At 64.7% G+C, this 24,983-nt stretch carries 28 protein-coding genes and 1 riboswitch; of the genes, 16 read left to right on the plus strand and 12 right to left on the minus strand.

Annotation, left to right across the window (positions count from 1 at the left end):
• Nucleotides 1-160 precede the first annotated feature (160 nt).
• The 5 genes from ACP15I_RS12835 to fabA form a co-directional block, all read right to left on the minus strand.
• Nucleotides 161-817, minus strand: coding sequence for a DUF2971 domain-containing protein (locus ACP15I_RS12835; protein WP_424975401.1), 657 nt, complete (start codon nucleotides 815-817; stop codon nucleotides 161-163).
• Between the two features lie 375 nt (nucleotides 818-1,192).
• A complete protein-coding gene (gene pcaD, locus ACP15I_RS12840; protein ID WP_424975402.1) occupies nucleotides 1,193-1,993 on the minus strand; it encodes a 3-oxoadipate enol-lactonase in 801 nt (266 codons plus the stop codon).
• Between the two features lie 77 nt (nucleotides 1,994-2,070).
• Nucleotides 2,071-2,859: an enoyl-ACP reductase FabI gene (locus ACP15I_RS12845; RefSeq protein ID WP_424968517.1), complete on the minus strand. Its 789-nt coding sequence runs from the start codon at nucleotides 2,857-2,859 to the stop codon at nucleotides 2,071-2,073.
• Nucleotides 2,860-2,884: 25 nt separating this feature from the next.
• Entirely contained in the window at nucleotides 2,885-4,114 is a 1,230-nt protein-coding gene (gene fabB / locus ACP15I_RS12850) for a beta-ketoacyl-ACP synthase I (RefSeq protein ID WP_424968519.1), read from the minus strand.
• A 20-nt stretch (nucleotides 4,115-4,134) separates the two neighbouring features.
• The gene (fabA, locus tag ACP15I_RS12855) at nucleotides 4,135-4,644 is read right to left on the minus strand and encodes a bifunctional 3-hydroxydecanoyl-ACP dehydratase/trans-2-decenoyl-ACP isomerase (protein ID WP_424968520.1); all 510 of its coding nucleotides are present in this window, start codon (nucleotides 4,642-4,644) and stop codon (nucleotides 4,135-4,137) included.
• Between the two features lie 273 nt (nucleotides 4,645-4,917).
• On the opposite strand from fabA, the gene irr reads away from it, so the two are divergent.
• Nucleotides 4,918-5,334 (plus strand): Fur family transcriptional regulator Irr, encoded by a 417-nt coding sequence (irr, locus tag ACP15I_RS12860; protein ID WP_424968521.1) that lies wholly within the window; start codon nucleotides 4,918-4,920, stop codon nucleotides 5,332-5,334.
• Between the two features lie 372 nt (nucleotides 5,335-5,706).
• On the opposite strand, the gene metK is transcribed toward irr, so the two are convergent.
• From metK to ACP15I_RS12885, 5 genes are all read right to left on the minus strand, one after another.
• On the minus strand, nucleotides 5,707-6,891 hold the full coding sequence (metK, locus tag ACP15I_RS12865; RefSeq protein ID WP_424975403.1) for a methionine adenosyltransferase: 1,185 nt from the start codon (nucleotides 6,889-6,891) through the stop codon (nucleotides 5,707-5,709).
• 7 nt (nucleotides 6,892-6,898) lie between these two features.
• Nucleotides 6,899-6,947, minus strand: a riboswitch (SAM-SAH riboswitch).
• A gap of 35 nt (nucleotides 6,948-6,982) precedes the next feature.
• Nucleotides 6,983-8,512, minus strand: coding sequence for an apolipoprotein N-acyltransferase (lnt, locus tag ACP15I_RS12870; protein WP_424975404.1), 1,530 nt, complete (start codon nucleotides 8,510-8,512; stop codon nucleotides 6,983-6,985).
• A gap of 15 nt (nucleotides 8,513-8,527) precedes the next feature.
• Complete coding sequence (locus ACP15I_RS12875) at nucleotides 8,528-9,439, minus strand: hemolysin family protein (RefSeq protein WP_424968524.1); 912 nt, start codon at nucleotides 9,437-9,439, stop codon at nucleotides 8,528-8,530.
• Nucleotides 9,440-9,480: 41 nt separating this feature from the next.
• A complete protein-coding gene (gene ybeY, locus ACP15I_RS12880; protein WP_424975405.1) occupies nucleotides 9,481-10,044 on the minus strand; it encodes an rRNA maturation RNase YbeY in 564 nt (187 codons plus the stop codon).
• Nucleotides 10,022-11,035, minus strand: coding sequence for a PhoH family protein (locus ACP15I_RS12885; protein WP_424968526.1), 1,014 nt, complete (start codon nucleotides 11,033-11,035; stop codon nucleotides 10,022-10,024). The genes ybeY and ACP15I_RS12885 overlap by 23 nt, the downstream gene beginning before the upstream one ends.
• Before the next feature lie 427 nt (nucleotides 11,036-11,462).
• Between ACP15I_RS12885 and ACP15I_RS12890 the strand changes: the two genes are divergently transcribed.
• Nucleotides 11,463-11,750, plus strand: coding sequence for a hypothetical protein (locus tag ACP15I_RS12890; RefSeq protein ID WP_424975406.1), 288 nt, complete (start codon nucleotides 11,463-11,465; stop codon nucleotides 11,748-11,750).
• A 112-nt stretch (nucleotides 11,751-11,862) separates the two neighbouring features.
• Here the strand turns inward: ACP15I_RS12890 and miaB are convergent, their stop codons facing one another.
• Nucleotides 11,863-13,179 (minus strand): tRNA (N6-isopentenyl adenosine(37)-C2)-methylthiotransferase MiaB, encoded by a 1,317-nt coding sequence (gene miaB, locus ACP15I_RS12895; protein ID WP_424975407.1) that lies wholly within the window; start codon nucleotides 13,177-13,179, stop codon nucleotides 11,863-11,865.
• Nucleotides 13,180-13,321: 142 nt separating this feature from the next.
• On the opposite strand from miaB, the gene ACP15I_RS12900 reads away from it, so the two are divergent.
• From ACP15I_RS12900 to ACP15I_RS12910, 3 genes are all read left to right on the plus strand, one after another.
• On the plus strand, nucleotides 13,322-14,221 hold the full coding sequence (locus ACP15I_RS12900; protein WP_424975431.1) for a hypothetical protein: 900 nt from the start codon (nucleotides 13,322-13,324) through the stop codon (nucleotides 14,219-14,221).
• A 618-nt stretch (nucleotides 14,222-14,839) separates the two neighbouring features.
• Complete coding sequence (locus ACP15I_RS12905) at nucleotides 14,840-15,097, plus strand: YjhX family toxin (RefSeq protein ID WP_424968529.1); 258 nt, start codon at nucleotides 14,840-14,842, stop codon at nucleotides 15,095-15,097.
• A 9-nt stretch (nucleotides 15,098-15,106) separates the two neighbouring features.
• The gene (locus ACP15I_RS12910; protein ID WP_424975408.1) at nucleotides 15,107-15,565 is read left to right on the plus strand and encodes a GNAT family N-acetyltransferase; all 459 of its coding nucleotides are present in this window, start codon (nucleotides 15,107-15,109) and stop codon (nucleotides 15,563-15,565) included.
• On the opposite strand, the gene ACP15I_RS12915 is transcribed toward ACP15I_RS12910, so the two are convergent.
• The gene (locus ACP15I_RS12915; protein ID WP_424975409.1) at nucleotides 15,562-15,723 is read right to left on the minus strand and encodes a hypothetical protein; all 162 of its coding nucleotides are present in this window, start codon (nucleotides 15,721-15,723) and stop codon (nucleotides 15,562-15,564) included. The genes ACP15I_RS12910 and ACP15I_RS12915 overlap by 4 nt on opposite strands.
• On the opposite strand from ACP15I_RS12915, the gene trmB reads away from it, so the two are divergent.
• From trmB to ACP15I_RS12970, 11 genes are all read left to right on the plus strand, one after another.
• A complete protein-coding gene (gene trmB / locus ACP15I_RS12920) occupies nucleotides 15,722-16,441 on the plus strand; it encodes a tRNA (guanine(46)-N(7))-methyltransferase TrmB (protein WP_424975410.1) in 720 nt (239 codons plus the stop codon). The two genes, ACP15I_RS12915 and trmB, sit on opposite strands and share 2 nt — an antisense overlap.
• 114 nt (nucleotides 16,442-16,555) lie before the next feature.
• Nucleotides 16,556-17,626, plus strand: a complete 1,071-nt coding sequence (locus ACP15I_RS12925; RefSeq protein WP_424975411.1) for an amidohydrolase family protein — start codon at nucleotides 16,556-16,558, stop codon at nucleotides 17,624-17,626.
• 72 nt (nucleotides 17,627-17,698) lie between these two features.
• Nucleotides 17,699-19,054 carry a 3-phosphoshikimate 1-carboxyvinyltransferase gene (aroA, locus tag ACP15I_RS12930; RefSeq protein WP_424975412.1) on the plus strand — a complete coding sequence of 452 codons (1,356 nt, stop codon included), beginning with the start codon at nucleotides 17,699-17,701 and terminating at the stop codon, nucleotides 19,052-19,054.
• Complete coding sequence (locus ACP15I_RS12935; protein WP_424975413.1) at nucleotides 19,051-19,458, plus strand: GFA family protein; 408 nt, start codon at nucleotides 19,051-19,053, stop codon at nucleotides 19,456-19,458. The genes aroA and ACP15I_RS12935 overlap by 4 nt, the downstream gene beginning before the upstream one ends.
• Nucleotides 19,455-20,093, plus strand: coding sequence for a (d)CMP kinase (locus ACP15I_RS12940; protein ID WP_424975414.1), 639 nt, complete (start codon nucleotides 19,455-19,457; stop codon nucleotides 20,091-20,093). The genes ACP15I_RS12935 and ACP15I_RS12940 overlap by 4 nt, the downstream gene beginning before the upstream one ends.
• A gap of 85 nt (nucleotides 20,094-20,178) precedes the next feature.
• The gene (locus ACP15I_RS12945) at nucleotides 20,179-20,529 is read left to right on the plus strand and encodes an H-NS family nucleoid-associated regulatory protein (RefSeq protein WP_424975415.1); all 351 of its coding nucleotides are present in this window, start codon (nucleotides 20,179-20,181) and stop codon (nucleotides 20,527-20,529) included.
• A gap of 131 nt (nucleotides 20,530-20,660) precedes the next feature.
• On the plus strand, nucleotides 20,661-22,427 hold the full coding sequence (gene rpsA / locus ACP15I_RS12950; RefSeq protein WP_424975432.1) for a 30S ribosomal protein S1: 1,767 nt from the start codon (nucleotides 20,661-20,663) through the stop codon (nucleotides 22,425-22,427).
• Between the two features lie 148 nt (nucleotides 22,428-22,575).
• Nucleotides 22,576-23,238, plus strand: a complete 663-nt coding sequence (locus ACP15I_RS12955) for a VPLPA-CTERM sorting domain-containing protein (RefSeq protein WP_424975416.1) — start codon at nucleotides 22,576-22,578, stop codon at nucleotides 23,236-23,238.
• 189 nt (nucleotides 23,239-23,427) lie between these two features.
• Nucleotides 23,428-24,075: a hypothetical protein gene (locus ACP15I_RS12960; protein WP_424975417.1), complete on the plus strand. Its 648-nt coding sequence runs from the start codon at nucleotides 23,428-23,430 to the stop codon at nucleotides 24,073-24,075.
• 239 nt (nucleotides 24,076-24,314) lie between these two features.
• Nucleotides 24,315-24,602, plus strand: a complete 288-nt coding sequence (gene ihfB / locus ACP15I_RS12965; RefSeq protein ID WP_424968539.1) for an integration host factor subunit beta — start codon at nucleotides 24,315-24,317, stop codon at nucleotides 24,600-24,602.
• Nucleotides 24,603-24,606: 4 nt separating this feature from the next.
• Entirely contained in the window at nucleotides 24,607-24,972 is a 366-nt protein-coding gene (locus tag ACP15I_RS12970) for a lipopolysaccharide assembly protein LapA domain-containing protein (protein WP_424968540.1), read from the plus strand.
• The last annotated feature ends 11 nt before the right edge of the window (nucleotides 24,973-24,983 follow it).

The raw sequence follows: 24,983 nt of genomic DNA on the forward strand, positions 1-24,983 counted from the left end.
CCGTCGGACACCTGTCGGGCAAGTGTCGGGCACCTGCGCGCGGTCGGGCAAGACCCGGTTAAGCTTTCGAGCATGGCTCAGGTCGGGGTTGGAACCATATCTTTGTTTGATGCTGCATCCAAAACCAATGTTGGCAATGCATCGGTCTGATTGGAGGGTCTCAAAGCTTTTTTTGAAGTCTAGCTAGCCTCTGAGGTGTCATTCGAAAGCCCTTAAATTCGGCTCTGGCGGTTTGAAACATGACGTTGGCGGTCGTCAATTCGGAAGAGAGTTGGTCGGAATTCGAGCTCTCGTACCTAGCGCCCAGAACAACCTCTTTAAGGATTGTCATGTTGTTGAAAGCCGCAAAGTAGTTTTCACCTTCTCTGATGCACTTCTCCAATGGGCGAACCAACCGATACTCGTCCTCGTAAGACCACTCTTTATGCTTTGTTCGCAGTAACTGGTAAATTAAGTCTTTCATCGAAGTCTCGGATGCATCGACATCGTTTTCAGGCTTTATCCGATTTTCGACGTAGTTGATCTTGAACAAAAGCTTGTCAGGGACTTCAAAACCGAGCGCGAGGCCTTTGTGCGAGTCGGCGTAGTGCGCCCACATCAAAGGTTGATGCCAACTTTTTGAAAACGAAATGATGCCGGTGTCTTGAGAGACGATTTTCCGAAAATGTGTCGCCCAAGCGCGTACACTCTTGTCCCCTAAATCAAGCGACAAATACTCAAACGGATCATTAAGTTCGTCGATTGGGGATACTTTGAGGCGTCGCTTCGACAGAGCTTCAAGGCCCCATCTAGCTGGGTAAAATTTGTATAAACGCATGTTGTTTGGCTAACATTGGTAGATTGATGGGGCAACACTATGGGTCAGTGATGGACTTTGGCCGTGCCCGAACGAACTGGCGCTTCATTTCGTGTCTCCGCTGTTGCTCCTGGTGCAGAGTGTGGTGGTTGCCGTCGGCAATGCAAGAACTCCACGACATGACTTCATGGCTTCCTCTGGGTCTTGCTTTTGAATGCGCCGAGGCCCGGCGGCTCTCAAGAGAGCCGGTGGCGTGTGGGCGTGATCTGGTCAGAGGGGCGTCGCGGCGGCAGTGTCATGAGGCTGCGGGGGCGAGGGGGCGTCCGGTGGTCGGGTTTGGGATATGCGCCCGAGCCAGGCCGGGGGTGGTCGTCCTGCGCTGGGGCGCGCGTCGGGTTATGCTTCGGGGGGGAGGTGGCCGGTTTCATGCATGAATGTGGTGAGGGCCTCGGCGTAGCCCTCGGGTTGCTCCACATGGGGCAGGTGGCCTGCGCGGCGCAGGAGGACGAATTTCGAGCCGGGGATCAGGTTTACCGTCTCGCGCACGAGGTCCGGGGGCGTCGAGCTGTCCTCGGCGCCGGCGATGCCGAGGGTTGGCAGGCGCAGCCCGCTGGTCGGGGTATAGAAATCGGTTCCGGCGATTGCTGCGCTGCAGCCGATATAGCCCTCATCCGGGGTGCTTGTGACCATGGCGCGCCAATAGGGCAGACGCGGATCGGTGAGGAAGGCGCGGGAGAACCAGCGCTCGAGGATGGCATCGGTCAGGGCCTCGACCCCGCCGGCGCGGACGCCGGCAATGCGGTCCTCCCAGAGCTTCGGGGATCCAATCTTGGCAGCGGTGTTCGACAGGACCATGGCGCGGACCTGATCGAGCCGTTTCACCGCGAGGCCCTGGGCGATCATCCCGCCGATGGAGAGGCCGACAAAGAGCGCGTTGCGCACCTCCAGATGGTCGAGCAGCGCCTCGATATCCGAGACCAGCGCGCCCATGGAATAGGGCGCGGCGGGCACGTCCGAGGCCCCGTGGCCGCGCATGTCATAGCGGATGATCCGCAGGCCGTCGGGCAGGAGCGGCAGGATCGGCTCCCACAGGCGCAGATCGGTGCCCAGCGAGTTGGAGAAGACGACGATCGGGCCGTCGCGCGGCCCTTCGTCCAGATAATGCAGTGCGACCCCGTCGCGGGTGAATGTCGCCATATCCATGCCCTCCGCTTGTCTGGCGGCAGGGTGCGCGCAATCGTGGGGCGGTGCAATCGGTTAAGCGACGGGGAGGCTCAGAGGTTCTCGACCTGCGGCATGCCGAGGACGTGGTAGCCGCCATCGACGCGGACGATCTCACCCGTGGTGCAGGCCCCGGCCGGGGAGGCGAGCCAGACGGCGGTGCCGCCCACGGCCTCAAGCGTCGCATTGGCGCGCAGGGGCGCGTTCTGCTCGGTCTGGCGGTAGGTCTTGCGCGCGCCGCCGATGGCGGCCCCGGCGAGGGTCTTCATCGGGCCGGGGGAGAGGGCGTTCACGCGGATCCCGTCCGGGCCGAGATCATTGGCGAGGTAGCGCACGGCGCTTTCCAGCGCGGCCTTGGCCACGCCCATGACGTTGTAGAACGGGGTGACGCGGTTCGAGCCCTGGAACGTCACGGTCAGGATCGTGCCGCCCTCGGTCATCATAGGATGCGCCCGGCGGGTCACCTCGATCAGCGAGTAGCAGGAGATGTCGAGCGAGGTTTTGAAGTTCTCGCGGCTAGTGTTCAGGAACCGGCCTGTCAGCTCGGTCTTGTCGGAAAACGCGATGGCGTGGACGAGGAAGTCGAGCTTGCCCCATTTCTCGCCCAGTGTCTCGAAGGCGCGGTCCAGCGAGGCGTCGTCGGTGACATCCACATCCACGAGGATGTCCGAGCCCACGGAGGCCGCGAGCGGGGCGACCCGCTTGCCGAAGCCTTCGCCCTGATAGGTGAAGGCCAGCTCGGCCCCGGCCTCGGCCATGGCCTTGGCGATCCCCCAGGCGATGGAACGTTCATTCGCCACGCCCATGATCAGGCCGCGCTTGCCCTGCAACACACCGGTCATCTGGTTTCCCCTTTGGGCCTTGGTTCTAGTCGAGATAGCGCGACATCAGCAGCGTCGCATTGGTGCCGCCGAAGCCGAAGCTGTTGGACAGAACGCTGTCGAGGGTGACGTCCTCGCGCAGCTCGGTCACGATTTCTTCGGGTTTGATCGCCGGGTCGAGCTCGGTGATGTTGGCGGAGGCGGCGATGAAGCCTTTCTCCATCATGATCAGCGAATAGATCGCCTCGTGGACACCGGTCGCGCCCAGGGAATGCCCGGTCAGCGACTTGGTGGAGGCGACGGGCGGGGTGCTGCCCTCGCCAAAGACGCGGCGCACGGCCTCGATCTCGGTCACGTCGCCCACGGGCGTCGAGGTGCCATGGGCGTTGATGTAATCCACGCTGCGGCCGTCGGGCAGGGTGGCCAGGGCCTGCCGCATGGAGCGCTCGCCGCCCTCGCCCGAGGGGGCGACCATGTCATAGCCGTCGGAGGTAGCCCCATAGCCGGTGACCTCGGCATAGATCTTGGCGCCGCGGGCCTTGGCGTGCTCGAGATCCTCGAGCACGACGACCCCGCCACCGCCGGCGATCACGAAGCCGTCGCGGGTCGCGTCGAAGGTGCGCGAGGCCGTGGTCGGCGTGTCGTTGTATTTCGAGCTCATGGCGCCCATGGCGTCGAAGAGGCAGGACAGGGTCCAGTCGATTTCCTCGCCGCCGCCGGCAAAGACGATGTCCTGCTTGCCCATCTGGATCTGCTCGACACCATTGCCGATGCAATGGGCGGAGGTGGAGCAGGCGGAGGTGATCGAGTAGTTCACGCCCTTGATCTTGAACGGGGTCGCGAGGCAGGCGGAGTTGGTCGAGGACATGCAGCGGGTGACCATGAAGGGCCCCATCCGCTTGGGCGCGCCCTTTTCCTTCACCGTGGTGAAGGCCTGGAAGAAGTTCGAGGTGGACGGCCCGCCCGAACCCATCACGAGGCCCGTGCGTTCATTGCTGACATCGCTGTCCTCAAGCCCGCTATCGGCGATGGCCTGCTCCATGGCGATGAAGTTGAACGCGGCCCCGGGGCCCATGAAGCGCAGCTGGCGCTTGTCGATATGCTCGGTCAGATCGATCTGCGGCACGCCATGGACCTGGCTGCGGAAGCCGTTCTCGGCATAGGTCTCGGAAAAGGAAATCCCCGACCGGCCCGCGCGCAGGGACGCTTCGACCTCGGATACGGTGTTTCCGATGGGCGAGACGATCCCCATTCCTGTGATGACGACACGGCGCATGGCGCGACCCTCCTCTTCGCTCAGCTCTCGGACAGAGCGACTTTCATATCTTTGACCTGATAGATCAGTTCCCCATCGGCCTCGACCCGGCCATCGGCCACCCCCATGGTCAGGCGGCGGGTCTGCACGGCTTTGGTGAAATCGACGTAGTAGCGCAGCAGCTTGCGGTCCGGGCGGACCATGCCGGTCAGCTTGACCTCGCCCACACCCAGCGCATAGCCGCGCCCCTGCCAGCCGCGCCAGCCGAGGTTGAACCCGGTGAGCTGCCACAACCCGTCAAGGCCGAGACATCCGGGCATGATCGGGTTTCCGGGGAAGTGGCAGTCGAAGAACCACAGGTCCGGGGTGATGTCGAATTCCGCCACCACATGGCCCTTGCCATGGGGGCCGGCATCGCCGCTGATCTCGGTGATGCGGTCCATCATCAGCATGGGCGGCATGGGCAATTGGGCGTTTCCCGGACCGAACAAGTCTCCTTGCGCGCATTTCACGAGGTCGTCCTTGTCGAAGGAGGTCGGAAAATCTGCCATGTGTCGCTCGGTCCTCGGGTCTGCCTGATGTGGTGCGCTCCCTTATCACCCCCGCTTCGGAAGTGACAAGAGGCAGCCATGCGGCCAGACGCCCCCGCATCGCACCCGCATCGCACCCGCAGGCAAGTGGGTCATGGGCGCCGCGATTGCAAGGGGCGGGGGTGCGGCCCCGTGGCGGGGGCGGGGGGCTGCGACCCTATTGCGAAGGGTTTGCAATTGATATTTAGCCCGCAGCCGTCATATAAGGGGGAGACCAAAAGGATGACGACGCCCATGCGCACCACACGTCTGGAACGGGGAACCGAATGGCTGGCCACAGGAGATGTGCGCCCGACCAAGCAGCGTGTCACGCTTGCGGCCCTTCTGGTGGGCGACGGGCATGACCGTCATGTCACCGCCGAAAGCCTTTATGCCGCTGCTTTGGAGCGGGGCGAGAAAGTCTCGCTGGCGACGGTCTACAACACCTTGCGGACTTTTTGCGAGGCCGGGCTCGTGCAGGAGATCACAGTCGATGGCTCCAAGAGCTATTTCGACACGCGGATCGACGATCACCCGCATTTCTACTGGGAAGATTCGAACCTGCTGACCGACGCGCCCGCCGAAGAGCTTGAAATCGCGCGCCTGCCGGAGATCCCCGAGGGGACCGAAATCTCCAAGGTCGATGTGGTGATCCGCCTGCGCAAGGCCTGATTTCTCGGCGCTGGGTCCGCGTTTGGCGGGCCGGCTTTCCTGAGCCAGATCGATCCGGTGGTGGATAACTGAACGACGAAGCTGACCCGGAAGCGTCTAGGCCGAGCGCGAGGGGATCTCATGCCCAGACCCGTTCAGACCCCGCGCGCATTTCCCTTTGCACCCCCTGACTGACCCAAGCGCGCCACGCGCGCGGCAGCGGTGTGCCCGGTCTTGCGCGGCTCCGTTTCGCCGACCATCCGCCCCGAAGCGGGTCCGCGCGGTCGGCCCCCGACCGCGCGCCCGATTGCGCCCCCGACACTCGGACCGGAGTCAACGCAAAAGGCCCCGCGTCTCCGCAGGGCCTTGTCAGATAACGTCGTAGCCTCTGGCTCAGACAGCGGCCTTGAGCGCGTCGACCAGATCGGTGCGTTCCCAGCTGAAGCCGCCATCCGCATCGGGCGCGCGCCCGAAATGACCATAGGCCGCCGTGCGCTGATAGACCGGGCGGTTGAGCTGCAGATGCTCGCGGATGCCCCGGGGCGACAGGTCCATCAGCTCGGCCACCGCCCGCTCGATGGCGGATTCGTGGACCTCGCCCGTGCCATGGGTGTCCGCATAGATCGAGAGCGGCTTGGCCACCCCGATCGCATAGCTGAGCTGGATGGTGCAGCGATGCGCCAGCCCCGCCGCCACCACGTTCTTGGCCAGATAGCGCGCCGCATAGGCCGCCGAGCGGTCCACCTTGGTCGGGTCCTTGCCGGAAAACGCCCCGCCGCCATGGGGCGCCGCGCCGCCATAGGTGTCCACGATGATCTTGCGCCCGGTCAGGCCCGCATCCCCGTCCGGGCCGCCGATCACGAACTTGCCCGTGGGATTCACCCACCATTCGGTGCGGGCATCGATCCAGCCCTCGGGCAGCTCGGCCCGGATATAGGGTTCGACCACGGCGCGGACATCCTCGGAGGTCATCTCCGGGTCCAGATGCTGGGTCGAGAGCACGATCGAGCTCACGCCCACGGGCTTGCCGCCCTCGTAGCGCACGGTGAGCTGGGATTTCGCATCCGGCCCGAGGGTCGGCTCGGCCCCGGATTTGCGGACCTCGGCCAGTTTGCGAAGCACCGCATGGGAATAGCAGATCGGGGCCGGCATCAGCTCGGGCGTCTCATTGACCGCGTAGCCGAACATGATCCCCTGATCCCCGGCGCCTTCTTCCTTGTCCTCGGCCGCGTCCACCCCTTGGGCGATATGGGCCGACTGGGCGTGCAGCAGGTTGGTGATCTTTACCGTTTCCCAGTGGAACTTGTCCTGCTCATAGCCGATATCGCGGATGCAGTCCCGGGCGATGCCGTCGATCCGCTCCATGTAATCCTTCAGGCGTGCCTGATCGCTCAGCCCGACCTCGCCGCCGATCACCACCCGACCGGTCGTGGCGAAGGTTTCGCAGGCCACGCGGGCTTCGGGCTCTTCGGAGAGAAACGCATCCAGAACCGCGTCGGAGATCCGGTCGCACACCTTGTCCGGGTGCCCCTCGGAGACGGACTCGGAGGTGAAGAGGTAGTTTTGCCGCGCGGTCATTGAGGTCTGCTCCGTTCTAGTTACGTCGCCACGTCAGGAAGCCGTTGTGGCGACAGATCGCTTGCCGGGGTATCCCTCTGGACCAGAAGGGTCAATCGCGTTCGACAGGGCGCGCTGTCAAATAAACTGTACGCAACACCCCAAGGGCGAGCGCCAGCGACAGCAGAATCGCCAGAGGCAGATCGCCCATGCGCGCATAGGGCGGCGGGGTGCTGCGCGGGGGCAGGGGGGCGTCCAGCGCGCCGAGCGTATTGAGCGGCAGATGCGCCCCCATTGCGCCGCGGCTGTCGATCACCGTGCTGATCCCGGTATTGGCCGCGCGCACCAGCGGCAGGCCCCGCTCGATGGCGCGGAAGCGCGCGAGGATCAGGTGCTGCTGCGGCCCCGCGAAGCTGCCGAACCAGGCGTCATTGGTGATCTGCAGCATCCAGTCCGCCGCGCGCGCCTGGCTCCGCCCGAACTGCGGAAAGATCGCCTCATAGCAGATCAGCGGCAAGGCCTGCCCCAGTGCGCCGAGATCCAGCAGGACCGGGCCGGGGCCTGCGTGAAACCCGCCGCCCTCGGCCACTGCGAGGCCGCGGATCCCCAGCCGCGCGGCGAGGTCGCCAAAGGGGATATACTCGCCGAAGGGTACGAGATGCGCCTTGTCATAGATCGCGCCGGGCCGCCCGTCCGGGTCGATCACCGCGAGGGCGTTGGTGGGGCCAGCGGGGGTCTGGCGCACCGCACCCAGCACAAGCGGCACGCCGCCCGCGGCCTCGGCCCCCTGAATCAGCAGGGGGCGCGCGCCGCCGAGGCGATAGGCGATTGCCGTCTCGGGCCAGAGGATCAGATCCGGCGCGGGTCCCTCAGGAGGCTGTGCCGTCAGGGTAAGCTGTCGCTGAAAGAAGAGCGGGATCATCTCGGGATCCCATTTCAGATGCTGGGCCGCGTTGGGCTGCACAAGGCGCAAAGTCGGGGCCTCGGGCGGGATCGCGGGGGCTGGGGGGCGCAGGGCGCCAGCCACGGCCAGCAGTCCGAGCAAGGCCAAGCTGCCCAGCAGGCCCGCGCCGGTCGCGACCGCGCGGCCCCGCACTTGCAGGCGCGCGCCGAGGGCGAGCCCGGCAGAGAGCGCACCGAGGGTCGCCAGGCCCAGCCCGTGCAGGCCCCAATAGGCCACCGTTTGCGCCGGGGCCGTGTCGATCCAGATCGTGCCGATCAGGCCCCAGGGAAAGCCGGTGAAGATGTAGCTGCGCAGCATCTCGGCGAGGGTGAAGGCCAGCGCGAAACCTGCCATGGCCGACCCGCGTGCCTGCCAACGCGCCGCGGTCCAGCCCGCGAGCCCCCAGAACAAAGCGAGCCCCCCGGCCATGAGCACCAGCGCGAAGGGCGCCATCCAGCCATGGCGGGGCACATCGACCAGAAACGGCTCCACGATCCAGTGCAGCGTCACCGCGAAATAGGCCGCCCCCGCGCGCCAGCCGCGCGCCGCGCGGGCCCGGCCCGAGCCCGGGGTGCTGACCCGCCAGATCATCCCCGCAAGCCCGATCAGGGCGGCGGGGATCACCCCGAACGGCGCCTGTCCAAGGGCGATCAGCGCGCCGAAAGCCGCGTCGAGCGCCCAGCCCCTGCGTCTGGTCATCGCCTCTGGTGCATCCTATTCGGCGGCGGCGGGGCTCAGCGCCCGTTCCGCCGGGCGCAACCGGATGCGCACGCGCTTGATCCGTCGCGGATCAGCATCCACCACCTCGAATTCCACGCCGCTGTCATGGGGGATCACCTCGCCGCGCACGGGCACGCGGCCCGTAAGCTTGAAGACCAGCCCGCCCAGCGTGTCGATCTCTTCCTCGGTGCCGGGCTCGATCAGGGCGACGCCCAGCTCTGCTTCGAGATCGTCGAGCGGGGCCTTGGCCTGAACCAGATAGACGCCCGGCTTCTCGCGCGACCAGAAGCGGTCCTCGGGCTCGTCATGCTCATCCTCGATCTCGCCGATCACCTGTTCGATCAGATCCTCGATGGTCACCAGCCCGTCCGTCCCGCCATATTCGTCGATCACCAGCGCCATATGCATCCGGTCCTTCTGCATCTTCTGCAAAAGCACCCCGATGGGCATGGAGGGCGGCGCATAGAGCAGCGGGCGCAGCATCCCCTTGAGGCTGAATTTCCGCGAGGTCCCGTTGAACCCGAAATTCAGCGCCAGATCCTTGAGATGGACCATGCCGAGCGGGGTATCCAGCGTGCTGCGATAGACCGGCAGGCGGGTCATGCCGCTGTCGCGGAAGACCTGCACCAGCTCGGTCTGGGAGATATCCGACGGCACGGCCACGATATCGGCCCGCGGGATGGCCACATCGACCACGCGCATGCGCCGCAGATTGCCGATGCCGAGCCCGGATGCCCGTGCGTCATTGGCCGCGTGGCCGCCATGGGCCTCGCCTGCGGGTTCTGTTTCTTCGGGGGAGGAGAACGCAGCCAGAATGCGTCGCAAAAGCGAGGGTCTGGCAGCTGTGGTTTCGTCGTTCAGCGCGCGCCGCGCCGCGGAAGACGATCCGTCAGAGGTGTCGGCCATTGATCCTTTCCGGTGTGATGCCGTAACGGCTTGATCCGAGACTATACCACAGGAGTTTCGTAAGGGTTAGCCATGTTTAGCGTCGCAAGGATCTCGACCTCGAGACCCTCCATAAGCGTCGCATCCGGGTCGGTTTCGTGATCAAACCCCAATAAATGCAGGGTCCCGTGGACCAGGAGGTGGGTCAGATGGGCCTCGAACGGCTTGTCGGCCTCGGCGGCTTCGCGCGCACATGTCTCATAGGCGAGGGCGAGATCCCCGAGCTCGGCTGCCATGGGATCCGCCGGATCGGGCAGGTCGGGCATCGCACCGGGGGTCTCGGGCGCGCGCTCTTCGGCGGGCCAGCTCAGCACATTGGTGGGGGTGGGCTTGTCGCGAAACTCCGCGTTGAGCGTGGCGATCCTTGCGTCGTCACAGGCTAGGATCGAGACCTCGAACGCCCCGGCGGGCAGGTCGAGCCGGGTCAGGGTCGCGGTGACCGCCCGGGTCGCCAGCGCCTGCAGGTCGGGCGGATCCCAGTGCGGGCTCTCGACCGCGATCTCGATGACAGACGCCCCGGGCACAGGCCCCGCAGGGGCCGGGTCAGCTGGGGTCATCGGCGTCATAGGCTTCGATGATCCGGGCCACGAGCGGGTGGCGCACCACGTCCTTGGCGGTGAAATAGGTGAAGTTCACGCCCTTCACGTCGCGCAGGATCCGTTCCGCATCCCGCAGGCCGGAGGTGACGCCGCGCGGCAGGTCGACCTGGCTGCGATCGCCGGTGATCACCATGCGCGAGCCCTGGCCCAACCGGGTGAGGAACATCTTCATTTGCATGGAAGTTGCGTTCTGCGCCTCGTCCAGCACCACGAAGGCATTTGACAGGGTCCGGCCGCGCATGAAGGCCAGCGGCGCGATCTCGATCCGCTTCTCTTCGCGCAGCTTGGCAACCTGCTTGCCCGGCAGGAAGTCGTTGAGCGCGTCATAGAGCGGCTGCATGTAGGGATCGACCTTCTCGTCCTGGGTGCCGGGCAGGAAACCGAGCTTCTCGCCCGCCTCGACCGCCGGACGGCTCAGGATGATCCGGTCCACATGGCCGCCGAGGAACATGGTCACGCCAACGGCCACGGCGAGATAGGTTTTGCCCGTCCCGGCGGGACCGATCCCGAAGGCCAGCTCATTGGCAAAGAGACCCTCCACATAGGCCTTCTGCATCTCGGTGCGCGGTTCGACGGTCTTCTTGCGGGTCTTGAGCTCAACAGAGCCGCCCTTGAAAAGCTCCATCTGGTCGCCGGATTCCGGGGCGCTGTCCTCTTCGGGGATGCCGAGACGGATCAGCCCGTCGATATCCCCGGGCTCGGAGGACTTGCCCGATTCGACACGCTGGTAGAGCGCGTGGAGCACGCTTTCGGCCTTGGTCTGGGCATCGGCCTCGCCAAAGACCGCAAGCTGGTTGCCCCGGCGCAGGATCTGCACGCTGAGCTGATGCTCGATCTGGGCCAGATTTCGGTCGTACTCACCGCAGAGATCGATCAGCACGCGATTGTCGGGAAATTCGATCAGACGCTCCGGGGCGGGCGGCTGGGGCGGTGGCGGGGTCGCAGCACTCAGGGCCAATAGGAACTCCGTTCAGGTGGGCCTGACCCGAGCGTGCCAAGTCGTGCGCGCGCTGGCAAGCGCACAATGCGCAAACGGCGAAAAAACCCCTTGTGCTGCGATCTCTGCCGGATCCCGCTGCGGCATTATGTGCGGCAGGCTTTTGGCAAAGGCACACTTGCGCTGGCGGTTAATCTTTACCAAAGCGCTCGGAAAATACCCATCATTGCAAGCTCTCTCGTTTGGATAGCCAGCAGGTCCCCTGACTTAGCGAGGTTTTCCATGACGAAACTGCGTCGTCTCTTATGTTCCACCGCCCCCTTGTGCCTCGCCTCTGCAGCCTTCGCGCAATCTGCCGAAGAGCCTCTGGTGTTCTCGCAACCCGAAGAGCCCGCGGTGGCAGAGCTGCGGAAGCACGACCAGTCAGACGCTGTTCTTTGCACCCGGTGTGCCGGTCGCAGACCCCGACGGGTTCATCGCCTTTCAGCCGGGCGGCATCGACGAGAACATCGCGATGTTCGTCCAGGCTGAGATCGAAACCTCCTTTGGTCTCACGATCATTCCAGGGATCCGCTATGAATGGGAGACCTTGTCACCGGCCTCGAACAATTCGCGCTTTGACAGCAGCGATGAGGTCAAGAACGAGGCCTTCGCGTCCAAGCTCGCGTTGATCTGCGAGCTGACCGACTATGCACGGGGGCGGAACATCTCCGTCAGCGTGGCCGCGAATTTCTGACCCAAGTCATTTGACCCCAGAAGCTTAGCGCGACGTTCCCTCGCGACACCTTGAGGACGCAGTTTCGGGCTGCGTCCCTTTTTTGATGGGCGTGCGGGGTGCTGCGCTCGGGTCAGGCCGCGTGGATCAGCTTGCCGCGCAGGGAGTTCGCGGCGCTTTCCTCGATGCGGACGCGGACCAGATCGCCGCGCGCTGCGTTGGGGGCCTCCACATGCACCGCATGGAGATGCTCGGATTTGCCGACCATCTGGCCGGGCAGGCGGCCGGGCTTTTCAAACAGCACCTGCGCCTCGGTGCCGACCTTGGCGTCCTGAATGGCGCGCTGCTGGCGGGTGAGCAGGGCTTGGAGCTCCTGCAGGCGGGCATCTGCGATCTCGGCGGGGACGTCCTCTTTCTCGGCTGCCGGAGTGCCCGGGCGGGCCGAGTATTTGAACGAATAGGCCTGCCCGTATTGCACGGCCTCGACCAGCGCCATGGTATCGGCGAAGTCCTGATCGGTCTCCCCGGGGAAGCCCACGATGAAATCCCCCGAGAGCAGGATGTCGGGCCGTGCCGCGCGGATCCGCTCGATCAGGCGCAGGTAGCTCTCGGCGCTGTGCTTGCGGTTCATCGCCTTGAGGATCCGGTCGCTGCCCGACTGCACCGGCAGGTGGAGATAGGGCATCAGCTTGGCGCATTCGCCATGGGCGGCGATCAGCGCGTCATCCATGTCATTGGGGTGCGAGGTGGTGAAGCGGATCCGCTCCAGCCCGTCGATCTCGGCCAGATCCCAAATCAGCCCGGCAAGCCCCTTGGCATGGCCGTGATAGGCGTTGACGTTCTGGCCCAGCAGGGTGATTTCGCGCACCCCACGCTCCACCAGATCGCGGGCCTCGGTCAGAACGCGCGCGGCCGGGCGGCTGACCTCGGCGCCCCGGGTATAGGGCACTACGCAGAAGGCACAGAACTTGTCGCAGCCCTCCTGCACGGTCAGGAACGCGGTCGGGCCGCGCTTCGCCTTGGGGCGCGCCTTGAGATGGTCGAACTTGTCTTCCTCGGGGAAGTCGGTGTCGAGTGCCTTGGCCCCGGTCCCGGCCTTCGCAGTCAGGTCCGGCAGGCGGTGATAGGCCTGGGGGCCGACCACCAGATCCACCATGGGCTGGCGGCGCATGATCTCTGCGCCCTCGGCCTGGGCCACACAGCCCGCGACCCCGATCTTGAGGTCGGGCTTGGCGGTTTTCAGCGGCTTGAACCGGCCCAGCTCGGAATAGACCTTCTCGGCGGCCTTCTCGCGAATGTGGCAGGTGTTCAGCAGGATCATGTCCGCATCTTCGGCGCGGTCGGTCTGCACATACCCTTCGCCGCCCAGCGTCTCGGCCATCCGTTCGCTGTCATAGACGTTCATCTGACAGCCATAGGTCTTTATGAAAAGCTTCTTGGGATCGGCCATGGCGCGGGTCTCAGTGCTTTAAGGGAAGAGTTACGAAGCTTCGCATACACAAAGGGCACAGACCTTGCAATCGCGGGGCCGGGGGAACATCCTGCGGGATGGGCCCGCACCGCCTGATCCTGTGTGAGATCCGACCATGAAGATGGACCCGATCGACCTGACTGCGCCCGTGGCGCGCGCCGCTGCCCCGGATCTGGGGCGGTTTCTGGCCACGCGCGGCGAGGTGCTGACGCGGGGGCCGGTCGCGCTGATCTTTGCCGAGGACGATGTGGAACTCGCCTCGACCCTCGCGCATCATCTGGATCTGGGGTTCCGGGCGCTGGTGCTGCTGGTGGCGGAGGCGACGCCGCTGCCGCTGGACCTGCCGGGGCGGGTGCATCCCGTGCGCTGGGACCGGTTCGACGCGGCCAGCGTGGCCGAGGCCGTCAGCGCCTTTGCCCGCGCGGCACCGGGGACGTGGTTCTATTACGGCTACAACGCCGAATACCTGTTCTTTCCCTATTCCGAGACCCGCAGCATTGGCGAGATGCTGGCCTTTCACAGTGAGGAGCGGCGCGATGCCATGCTCACCTATGTGATCGACCTCTATGCCGGGGATCTGGCCAAGGCGCCCTCGGGGGTGTGCCGCCAGAACTGCTACATGGACCGCTCGGGCTATTACGCGTTGGAGCGGTTTGGCCCGGACGGGGCGCGGGCCGAGCGGCAATATGATTTCCATGGCGGGTTGCGCTGGCGGTTCGAGGAGCATGTCCCCGCCGACCGCCGCCGGATCGACCGGGTGGCGCTCTTTCGCGGCAAGCGGGGGCTGACCCTGCGGCCTGATCACATGTTTTCGGACCCGGAATACAACACGGTGTCCTGCCAATGGCACAACAACCTGACCGCGGCGGTCTGCTCGTTCCGGGCGGCCAAGGCGCTCAAGGCCAATCCGGGCAGCCGACATGAGATCCCGACCTTCTGGTGGCAGAATTCGGTGTGGTTCGAATGGAAGAGCCGCCAATTGCTCGATCTCGGGCTGATCGAGCCGGGGCAGTGGTTTTAAGTGTGTGTTGGTCGCGTGCTGCTGGGCGGGGCGCCATCGTATCGTAAAAAGGAGTGTGGCGTGGTGGCCTTGTCGGGACGGGGTCAGCGGACCCTCGTCTCTTTCGAACCCCTAACCTTCTGGGAAAAAACGTCTGGCCATAAAGCTGCCGTTGCGCGTGGTAGCGTGTGGTCTGCTGATTGGGATCCAGATGCTGGCCTCGGAAAGCCAGGTGGAGGGCATTGGGTTCTCGGCTGAGGCGCGCGCCACGCTGGATGGCGCGATGGGGGGCGGGGGGCGCTGGGCTCTTTCTGGTCGTCGCGCCTGTGTTCGATAAGCTCTCGTTCAAATGGCCGTTCTTTGCGGTTGCGCGTATCCCGTTCCTGCTCGCTCTTTTGATGTCGACAGGTTTGGCGGGGCTTGCCTTGCTGTCCTAGGGGAAACGCGGAGGTCTTGACACAAACAACATGTTTCGGCGATGAGGTCCCACCGGGCAATGGCCCGGCAACGGAGCTATTTATGCAAGAGACTGTCATCCGCGACTGAGCCCCTTTCCGAAGGTGCGCTCATGATCGTCCGACCGGCTGCCGCGTGACGCCAGCCGTCAGGCCTGTCTTTGCCTAAATTCCGAGAAGACCCATGAACATCTCCAAGCAGGAACAGCGTGTCCTGCATGTCCTCGCACAAGGCGGGGCCATTCATTTCGAGCGCGCCGAGAATGGCAAGGTGCGCGATGTCGCCTGCATGACCCGCGAAGGCTACCAGCTCGCCGATTGCAGCCTGCCGATCTTTGACCGGCTGAAGAAACGCCGACTGATCCGTTCCGTGCGGGGGCGGCCCTATCACATCACGCGCGCAGGTCTTGAGGCCGTGCGTGCGCAACTCGACAATCGCTAGGAGGTCACGATGACCGAACTTCAAATCACACCGACCGTGGCGTCGGATCTTGCCGCGCTCGCCCTAGTGGTGGACGCGACCGGACTTTTTCCGTCCGAATACCTGCACCCGCTCTGGGAAGAAGGCCAGGCGGAGGGGCAGGTCTGGCGCACCGCAACCGGGGAGGGGCGCCCGGTCGGGCTGGCCTTTGCCGGGCTTGAGCCCCTGACCGAGGGCTGCTGGAACATGCGCGCGCTTTGCGTGGCGCCAGACCTGCAGGGCCAGGGGATCGGCCGGGCGCTGGTGCGTGACCTTGAGGTCGCGCTGGCCGGGCAGGCGCGGCTGCTGCTTGCGGAAACCTCGGGCACGGATCCCTTCGCCACGGCCCGCGCCTTCTACGCCGCGCTGGGCTATGCGCGCGTCGCCGAAATCCCGGAGTTCTGGGCCGAAGGGGATGCCAAGATCATCTTTGCCCGGGATCTGCGCTAGGCCGCTGCGAGATGCGCTGAGCGGTGGCCCGACCCTTTCCAGGGTCGGGCCATGGCCGCCCCGGCCTCCGGGGCGGCCCCCCGGCGCCCGAAGCTGGGCGCGTTGCGGCACTCTCCGCCCTTGACCAGCGGCCCGGGCTTTGCGAGGTCCCGCGCCATGAGTGATACGCCTCCGATCTCCCCCAAGGGCGCCCCGTGGCGCAATTTCTATGGCCGCCGCAAGGGCAAGGGTCTGCGCGCGTCGCAGGAAACCTATCTCGCCGAGGACCTCGCGGCCCTCTCTCCGGGGCCGGTGGACTGGGAGGAGAACCCGGATCGGACCCCGCTCGATCTCGCGGCGCTGTTCGGCGGGCGCGAGGTCTGGCTGGAGATCGGGTTCGGCGGCGGGGAGCATATGGTCCATCAGGCGGCCCGGACCCCGGAGGTCGGGATCATCGGCGCAGAGCCTTACATCAACGGCGTCGCCATGCTGCTGGGCAAGATCCGCAGCGCGAAGCTCGACAATGTCGCTGTCCATCCCGGCGATGCGCGCGACCTTTTCGATGTCCTGCCTGCGGGCAGCATCTCGCGGGCCTTCCTGCTCTATCCCGATCCCTGGCCCAAGGCGCGGCACCATCGCCGCCGCTTTGTCACGCCCGAGCATCTGGAGCCACTGGCCCATGTGCTCGCTCCGGGCGCGATTTTCCGGATTGCTACCGACATTCCTGATTACGTCCGGCAAGCGCTGGAAGAAGTGCCGCGCGCGGGCTTTGACTGGCTGGCCGAAGGGCCCGAGGACTGGCGGACCCCGTGGTCGGACTGGATCTCGACCCGCTATGAGCAGAAGGCCCTGCGCGAGGGGCGGACCCCGCATTACCTGACCTTCCGCAAGCGCTAGGCGCGCCCGGCCTGCGTTGCGCGCCGCCGCACGGGCCGTGCGCCGTGCTTGCGAATTCTCAACCGGTTTCGCGTCCTCTCCGGCGATCCTTTGCCCGAGCGGAGCCGCATCGCCATGTCCCATTTGCGCATCACGAATTGCCATATCCACACCTTCACCGCCGACCACGTGCCGCGTTGGTATCCCCATCCGCTGCTGACGCCGTTCAAGGCCGTGCCGACGCTCGCCAAGGGGCTCGCGGTGCTGCTCGATCTGGTCGGGCAGGAGCGGCGCGCAGACACTGTCCACCGCCTCTATAAGTTTCAGGAGACCGGCAGCGGGGTCGGGCAGGAGGAGGTCTTTGCCTCGATCCTGCCCTTCTATCCCGGCGACACGCGCTTCGTGGTGCTGCCCATGGACATGTCGCAGATGGGGTATGGCCCCGTGCGCGAGGACATCGCCGCCCAGCATGACGGGCTGGCCCGGCTGGCGGCGCATCCGCTCTACGGTCCGCAGGTCATTCCCTTTGCCACGCTGGTGCCGGGAAAGCCGGGGGCGGTGGCGGAGTTCAAGCGCGCGATCGAGGATCTGGGGTTTCGCGGGCTGAAGCTTTATCCGCGCCTCGGCTACGCGCCGGATCACCCGCAGCTGATGGAGGAGGTCTATCCTTACCTGGCGGAGCGGAACCTGCCGGTTCTGTCCCATTGCGCGCGGGGCGGGGTGGCGGGGCGCAACCTGTCCGCGGCGGAGGCCGATTGGTTCACGGATCCGCGCGCCTTCATCCCGGTGCTCGAGGCCTTCCCGGATCTGCGGGTGAATTTGGCCCATTTCGGCGGGCTCGCGGATTGGCAGGCCTATGTGGAGGAGGGGATCGACCCCCATGATCCGCAGGCGCGGACCGAGAACTGGCTGGCCGCAATCCTCGATCTGCTGCGGTCAGGCAAGTATCCGGGGCTATATACGGATATCTCCTATACCGTGTTCAACTTCACGGCGTTCCTGCCGTTTCTGCGGGTCTTTCTCGAGGACAGCCGCATCGCCGGGAAGGTGCTCTTCGGGTCGGATTACTACATGACCAAGCAAGAGCAGCTCTCGGAACGGGCGGTTTGTTTCGGGCTCAGGGACGCGCTGGGCGAGGGGCTGTTCCGCCAGATCGCCGAGACGAACCCCGCGCGCTGGCTGGGGGAGCGCGCGCCCGGGGATTAAAATCATCATGGACGCCTGTGCGGCCTTGGTCTACTCAGCACCACGCTTTGACGACCCCGCGCAGGAGAGACCATGTCCGCCCACGGTGACCCCATTCCGATGACCGCCCATCCTTCGGGCCCGCTCTCCGGGACCGCCGAGGTGCCCGGTGACAAGTCCATCTCGCACCGCTCGCTGATCCTCGGGGCGATGGCCGTGGGCGAGACCAAGATCACCGGTCTGCTCGAAGGGCAGGACGTGCTCGACACCGCCAAGGCCATGCGGGCCTTCGGTGCGGAGGTCACGCAGCACGGGCCCGGGGCCTGGTCGGTGCATGGCGTCGGGACCGGCGGGTTCGCCGAGCCCGAGGACGTGATCGATTGCGGCAATTCCGGCACCGGCGTGCGGCTGATCATGGGGGCGATGGCCACCACGCCGATCACCGCGACCTTCACCGGCGATGCCTCGCTCAGGGGGCGCCCCATGGGGCGGATCACCGATCCGCTGGCGCTGTTCGGAACGCAAGCCGTGGGCCGCGCGCAGGGGCGTCTGCCCATGACACTGGTCGGGGCCGCCGACCCAGTGCCCGTGCAGTACACCGTGCCGGTGCCGTCGGCGCAGGTAAAATCCGCCGTTCTGCTGGCCGGGCTGAACGCCCCGGGGCAGACCGTGGTGATCGAGGCCGAGGCGACCCGGGATCATTCCGAGCGGATGCTGCGCGGCTTTGGCGCCGAGCTGAGCGTCGAGGCCACGCCCGAGGGCAATAATGTCATCACCCTGACCGGCCAGCCCGAGTTGAAGCCTCAGACCATCGTTGTGCCGCGGGATCCGTCCTCGGCAGCCTTTCCCGTGGCCGTGGGCCTGATCGTGCCGGGGTCGGACGTGCTGGTGCCGGGGATCGGGCTGAACCCGACCCGCGCGGGGCTCTACACCACCTTGCAGGAGATGGGCGCGGATCTGGTTTTCGAGAACATGCGCGAAGAGGGCGGCGAGCCGGTCGCAGACCTCAGGGCGCGCTTTAGCGACGGCATGCAAGGCATTGAAGTGCCACCGGAACGGGCGCCCTCGATGATCGACGAGTACCCCATCCTGAGCGTCATCGCGGCCTATGCCCATGGCAAAACCGTGATGCGCGGTGTCAAGGAGCTGCGCGTCAAGGAAAGCGACCGGATCGATGCCATGGCCCGGGGGCTCGAGGCTTGCGGTGTGACCATCGAGGAAGAGGAAGATGTCCTCATCGTGCACGGGATGGGCCCGGGCGGGGTGCCCGGCGGCGCGACCTGTGCGAGCCATCTCGACCACCGCATTGCCATGAGTTTCCTGTGCTGCGGTCTGGCGGCCAAGTCCCCGATCTCGGTGGATGACGGCGGCCCGATTGCCACCAGCTTTCCGATCTTCGAGCCCCTGATGACCGCGTTGGGAGCCACGCTGGAGCGGACCGGGTCATGACCGTGACGGGCGGCTGCCTCTGCGGAGAGATCCGCTATGAGGTCACCGGGCCGTTGCGCCCGGTCGTGGCGTGCCACTGCCATCAGTGCCGCCGGACCTCAGGCCACTACGTGGCCGCCACCTCTGCATTGAAACGGGATGTGACGATCACCGGCGCGCCGCGCTGGTTCGCCTCGTCGGACACGGCGCGGCGCGGGTTCTGCGGGACTTGCGGGTCGAACCTGTTCTGGGACGGGCCCTCCAACGAGATGGCCATTTTCGCCGGGACGCTGGACGGCGATCCGGGCCTGCGGCTCGAGACGCATATCTTCTGCGCGGATAAGGGCGCGTATTACGAGATCACCGATGATCTGCCGCAATCCGAGGGGGATCATCCCCTGCCGTGGGTGGGGGACCGTCTATGAATTTTGCCATCGCAATTGACGGGCCTGCCGCGGCGGGCAAGGGGACGATCGGGCGTGCCATGGCGGCGCGGTTCGGCTTTCCGCATATGGATACGGGGCTGCTCTACCGGGCGGTGGGCAAGAAGGTTCTGACCGGTGCGGATGCCACCGCAGCGGCGCGCGCACTCACTACGGCGGATCTGGAGGCGGGCGATCTGCGCACGGCCGAGGTCGGGCAGGCGGCCTCCAAGGTCGCGGCACTGCCCGCGGTGCGGACCGCGCTGCTGGATTTCCAAAGGGCCTTTGCCCAGAGGGCCGGGGGCGCGATCCTCGACGGGCGCGATATCGGCACGGTGATCTGTCCGGATGCGGCTGTGAAGCTCTTTGTGACCGCCAGTGACGAGGTGCGTGCTCAGCGGCGCCATGCAGAGCTGTCGGCCAAGGGATCTGACCTGAGTTTGGCCCAAGTGCTTGCGGATTTGCGCGCCCGGGATGCCCGCGATACCCAGCGCAGCGATGCCCCATTACGGGCGGCGGAAGACGCGCTTTTACTGGATACATCGCAATTGAGTATTGAGGATGCTGTGGCGCAGGCCGTGGCCTTGGCAGAAACGCGTATGAATGCTTTGCAATTCATCCCAAGCGCTTTGAATTAATCATATATGCGAATGCCAATTGAGCCATATCCTGCCTAGCTGGAAATGGTGACTTGCAGCCGGTTTGGAATGCCTTTACCCTAGCTTGATCGAAATCAACACCAGAATGGGAATGAAGATGGGGTTCGACCTTTCGAAAATGACTCTGGATGAACTGAACACGCTCGAAAAAGATGTTCAGAAAGCCAAAGTCGCCGTTGAAAAAAAGCGTGTGGTGCAAGCCCGCAAAGCGCTGGAAGAAACGGCCAAGCAGCATGGCGTGTCGCTGGAAGAGATTTTTGGCGCCAAGTCGGAGATCAAAGGAGCCTCCAAGAGTGCTCCGAAATATGCCAATCCGGACAATCCGGAGCAGACATGGACCGGTCGCGGGCGTCAGCCCACGTGGTACCGCGAAGCCGTTGGGGCGGGAACAGACCCAAGCGCGCTGGAAATCTGACCGGCATTGCCTGGGCGGGGTTGCGTCTTGGCGCGCCCCCGCCTATAGACGCGCCTGTCGAGCAGGCGGCGTAAGATCGCAGGACGAAAACCGCAGGGTCGGGCGCAAGCCGCGGCCCTTGTTGTTTTCGGATTGCACCGTCGGCCACAAACCCAAAGACCAATGGATACAACCATTCGGCCCGTAAAAAACACGATGTAAAGGAAACACGAGACCACATGGCTCAAAGCGCATCTATGGAGGAATTCGAAGCCCTCCTGCAAGAAAGCTTCGAAATTGACACGCCCTCCGAGGGTTCCGTTGTCAAAGGCAAGGTTATCGCAATTGAAGCGGGCCAGGCCATTATCGATGTCGGCTACAAAATGGAAGGCCGCGTCGAACTCAAAGAATTCGCAAATCCCGGCGAAGCTCCCGAAATTGCTGTTGGTGACGAAGTCGAGGTTTTCCTCGATCGCGTTGAAAATGCCCGCGGCGAAGCGGTTATCTCGCGCGACAAGGCGCGTCGCGAGGAAGCCTGGGACCGTCTGGAAAAAGCATATGGCGACGATGCCCGCGTCGAGGGCGCGATCTTCGGCCGCGTCAAGGGCGGCTTCACGGTCGATCTCGGCGGTGCCGTGGCCTTCCTGCCCGGCTCCCAGGTTGACGTGCGCCCCGTGCGCGACGCCGGCCCGCTTATGGGCCTGAAGCAGCCGTTCCAGATCCTCAAGATGGACCGTCGCCGGGGCAACATCGTTGTGTCGCGTCGCGCGATCCTCGAAGAGTCCCGCGCCGAGCAGCGCGCCGAGGTCATCGGCAAGCTGAACGAAGGCGATGCGGTGGACGGCGTGGTCAAGAACATCACCGAGTACGGCGCATTCGTCGACCTGGGCGGTGTGGACGGCCTGCTGCACGTGACCGACATGGCCTGGCGCCGTGTGAACCACCCCTCCGAGATCCTGTCGATCGGCGAGACGGTCAAGGTTCAGGTCATCAAGATCAACAAGGAAACCCACCGTATCAGCCTCGGCATGAAGCAGCTGCAGGACGATCCGTGGAACCTTGTCGAAGGCAAGTACCCGCTCGACAGCACCCATACGGGCCGCGTCACGAACATCACCGATTACGGTGCCTTCGTGGAGCTGGAGCCGGGTGTCGAGGGCCTCGTGCACGTCTCCGAGATGTCCTGGACCAAGAAGAACGTCCATCCGGGCAAGATCGTGTCCACCTCGCAAGAGGTTGAGGTCATGGTGCTCGAGATCGACACGGTCAAGCGTCGCGTCTCGCTCGGTCTCAAGCAGACCATGCGCAACCCGTGGGAGGTCTTTGCCGAGACCCATCCCGAGGGCACCGAGGTCGAAGGCGAGGTCAAGAACATCACCGAATTCGGTCTGTTCATCGGTCTCGACAACGACATCGACGGCATGGTCCACCTCTCCGATCTCAGCTGGGATCAGCGCGGCGAGGAAGCCATCCAGAACTACCGCAAGGGCGACATGGTTCAGGCCGTTGTCTCCGAGGTGGATGTGGACAAAGAGCGGATCTCGCTCTCGGTCAAGGCTCTGGGCGGTGACAAGTTCGCCGAGGCCGTGGGCGGCGTGAAGCGCGGCTCGATCATCACTGTTGGCGTCACCGCCATCGAGGATGGCGGCATCGAGGTGGAATACGAAGGCATGAAATCCTTCATCCGCCGCTCCGATCTCAGCCGTGACCGTGCCGAGCAGCGCCCCGAGCGCTTCGGCGTGGGCGACAAGGTCGATGTGCGCGTGACCAACGTGGACAGCAAGACCCGTCGTCTCGGCCTGTCCATCAAGGCGCGCGAGATCGCCGAAGAGAAAGAAGCCGTTGAGCAGTATGGCTCCTCGGATTCCGGTGCGTCCCTCGGTGATATTCTGGGTGCCGCGCTCAAGGGCGACGACTAACCCGATCCGACGGATTGAATTGAAGGCCCCGCTGGCGACAGCGGGGCCTTTTTTCGTCCAATGTTTCGCAACCCGGGGCGGGTACAGATTTTTCTTTGGACCGGGCGCGCGCTGATCTAGGCTGGTCCGACTGTTCAAGGAGTAACCAATGAAGCCCTTTACCACTGCCCTCGCGTCCTTTTCCTGCATGATCGCGCTGGGCTCTGCCGCACAGGCGATAACCATCGATGAGACCACGGATTTCACGACCAATGGCGATTGGAGCCTGAGCGTCCCGGTCACGGCACCGGCGCTGAGCTTTGCGGATATCGGCGCCCATAGCGTCACCGGCAGCCTGAGCGCGCCTTGCGATCCTTTTGGTGGCCCCGATTGTTCCGGCGGTGACTTCGCCGATATCTTCACGATCCTCGTGGCGCCTGATCAGGTGGTGGAATCCATCGTCTTTACAGTGAGCAACGGCATGTCGTCCTTTGGCGGCACCCCCAACACGGGTTTGCCGAATTTCGAGACGATCGTGGATGCTGCCGGCGTTGCCTTTGCCTTGCAGGGCATCACGGGCAACGGAACAGCGGATTATTCCAACAGCTTCGACAAGGTTCCTCTGAACGGCAACTATTCCTTCGGGATCCAGCAGGGCAGCTTGCCCTTCCCGACGGACCAGTTCTCGGCGGATTGGCGGCTCGACATCGTTCTCGGACCGGCGGATATGGCCGCGGTGCCGCTCCCGGCCTCCAGCCTGCTGCTCTTGGGGGGGCTCGGAGCGCTGGGATTTGCCCGTCGCGGGCAGCGCAAAACATGGCGCGCCGCCTGAATACACCCATGGCGTGACGGGCCTGTGCGCCCGTCCGTCCTGCGCGGGGCCGCAACCTCCTGCAGCCTCGCGGATCGTTTCCGCACCTTTTCCGCACGGGTCCGACCGCTTTTCCTATGGCCAAAGCCGTGGCATTCTACCTGCCATTATTTGAGACTTTGGAGGTATTTTTCCATGCGGACCGCTTTTATGTCCTTGGCTCTTGCCGTCCTTGCGGGCGTTGCTCAGGCCAGCACCGTCACCCTTTCAGAAGAGACCTTTGCGCCGGGAGATGTGACGCCCGTACGGTTGTCCGGGCCGGTGAATGGCCAGATCGCGTCTCAGGCGGCGGGAGACGGTAACCCGGCGCCGTCGCTGACGGTGGACACCACGACAAACATCGAGACATTGAACGCCTTCATGGTGGATGGTCTGACCTATGACCTGTCCATGGGCGGGCTGCAGTCGCTGTCCTATTCGGTCGATTACGATCCCTTTCAAGCCTTCGGTCAGGGTCAGGCCTATGGCATCGTCGTCGAGCAGAACGGCAGCTATTTCGCCTCGGCCGCTGGGGTGACCTTTGCGACGCCGGGATGGCAGACCGGCGGGCAGCAGGGGCTGGTGGCCGTGAATTTCTCGCGCCTGCTGGGCGATGGGACGCTCGATTTCTCGCAAGGCGCGGCGCAGCTCAGCTTCGGGCTCTACTCGGGCAATAGCGGCGGCAACGGGATTTCTGTCCGGTATGACAATCTCGAGGTGGTTCTCGCCAAGGACATGGCGGCGATCCCGCTGCCCGCGAGCTTGCCGCTTCTGTTGCTCGGGCTGGGCGGTCTTGCGCTGCGGGCGCGTCGGGGCTGAGTCACAACCGGGCCGCGACTCGCGCCTCCGAATCGGACAATCAAACGCGCCGCAGCTTGGCACCTGCGGCGTGCTCTCGTTGCGGCAGCAGGAGGCATGTCGGCCTAATGCGCGGTTTTCGCGCAGGATTCTCTGAGCGTAAGCCCGCTTTAGCGTTTTCCAGAAGCGCGCTTTGGAGCTATAGTCGGCCTCGTGGACCGGGGTGGATGCCGGTGCTGCACGGCAAGGGAGGGTGGCCAATGATCCGTTCGGAACTCATTCAGATTGTCGCTGACGAGAACCCGCATCTGTACCAGCGGGACGTCGAGCGCATCGTGAACACCGTGTTCGACGAGATCATCGAGGCCATGTCGAACGGCGATCGGGTCGAGCTTCGCGGCTTCGGGGCCTTTTCGGTCAAGCATCGCGACGCGCGCACTGGGCGCAACCCCCGCACCGGCGAGGCCGTGTCGGTCGAAGCCAAGTCGGTGCCGTTTTTCAAGACGGGTAAGCTGCTTCGCGACCGGTTGAACGGAAAGGAAGACTGACCTTATGCGTCTGATCAAGTACCTGTTTCTTGCAGTTCTGGCGATCTGCCTGCTGACGATTGCTTTCGCCAATAACGGGCCGGTGACCCTGACCCTGCTGCCTCCGGAAATGGGCGCCTTTGCGGGCTTCAACATCTCCCTCGACATGCCGCTCTATTTCGTGGTCTTCGCCGGTATCGCCGCGGGTCTGCTGATCGGGTTCTTCTGGGAATGGCTGCGCGAGACCAAGCATCGCAACGAGGCCTCTCGCCAGCGCACCGAGGCGCGCCGTCTCAAGCGCGAGGTCGAGCTGATGAAGAACCAGAAGGCCATGGCCGATGGCAAGGACGAGATCCTTGCCCTGCTCGAAGACAGCTCGAGCGTGCGCTGATCGCGCGACCC

This window comes from Dinoroseobacter sp. S124A, assembly GCF_049801015.1.
Lineage (GTDB): Bacteria > Pseudomonadota > Alphaproteobacteria > Rhodobacterales > Rhodobacteraceae > Dinoroseobacter.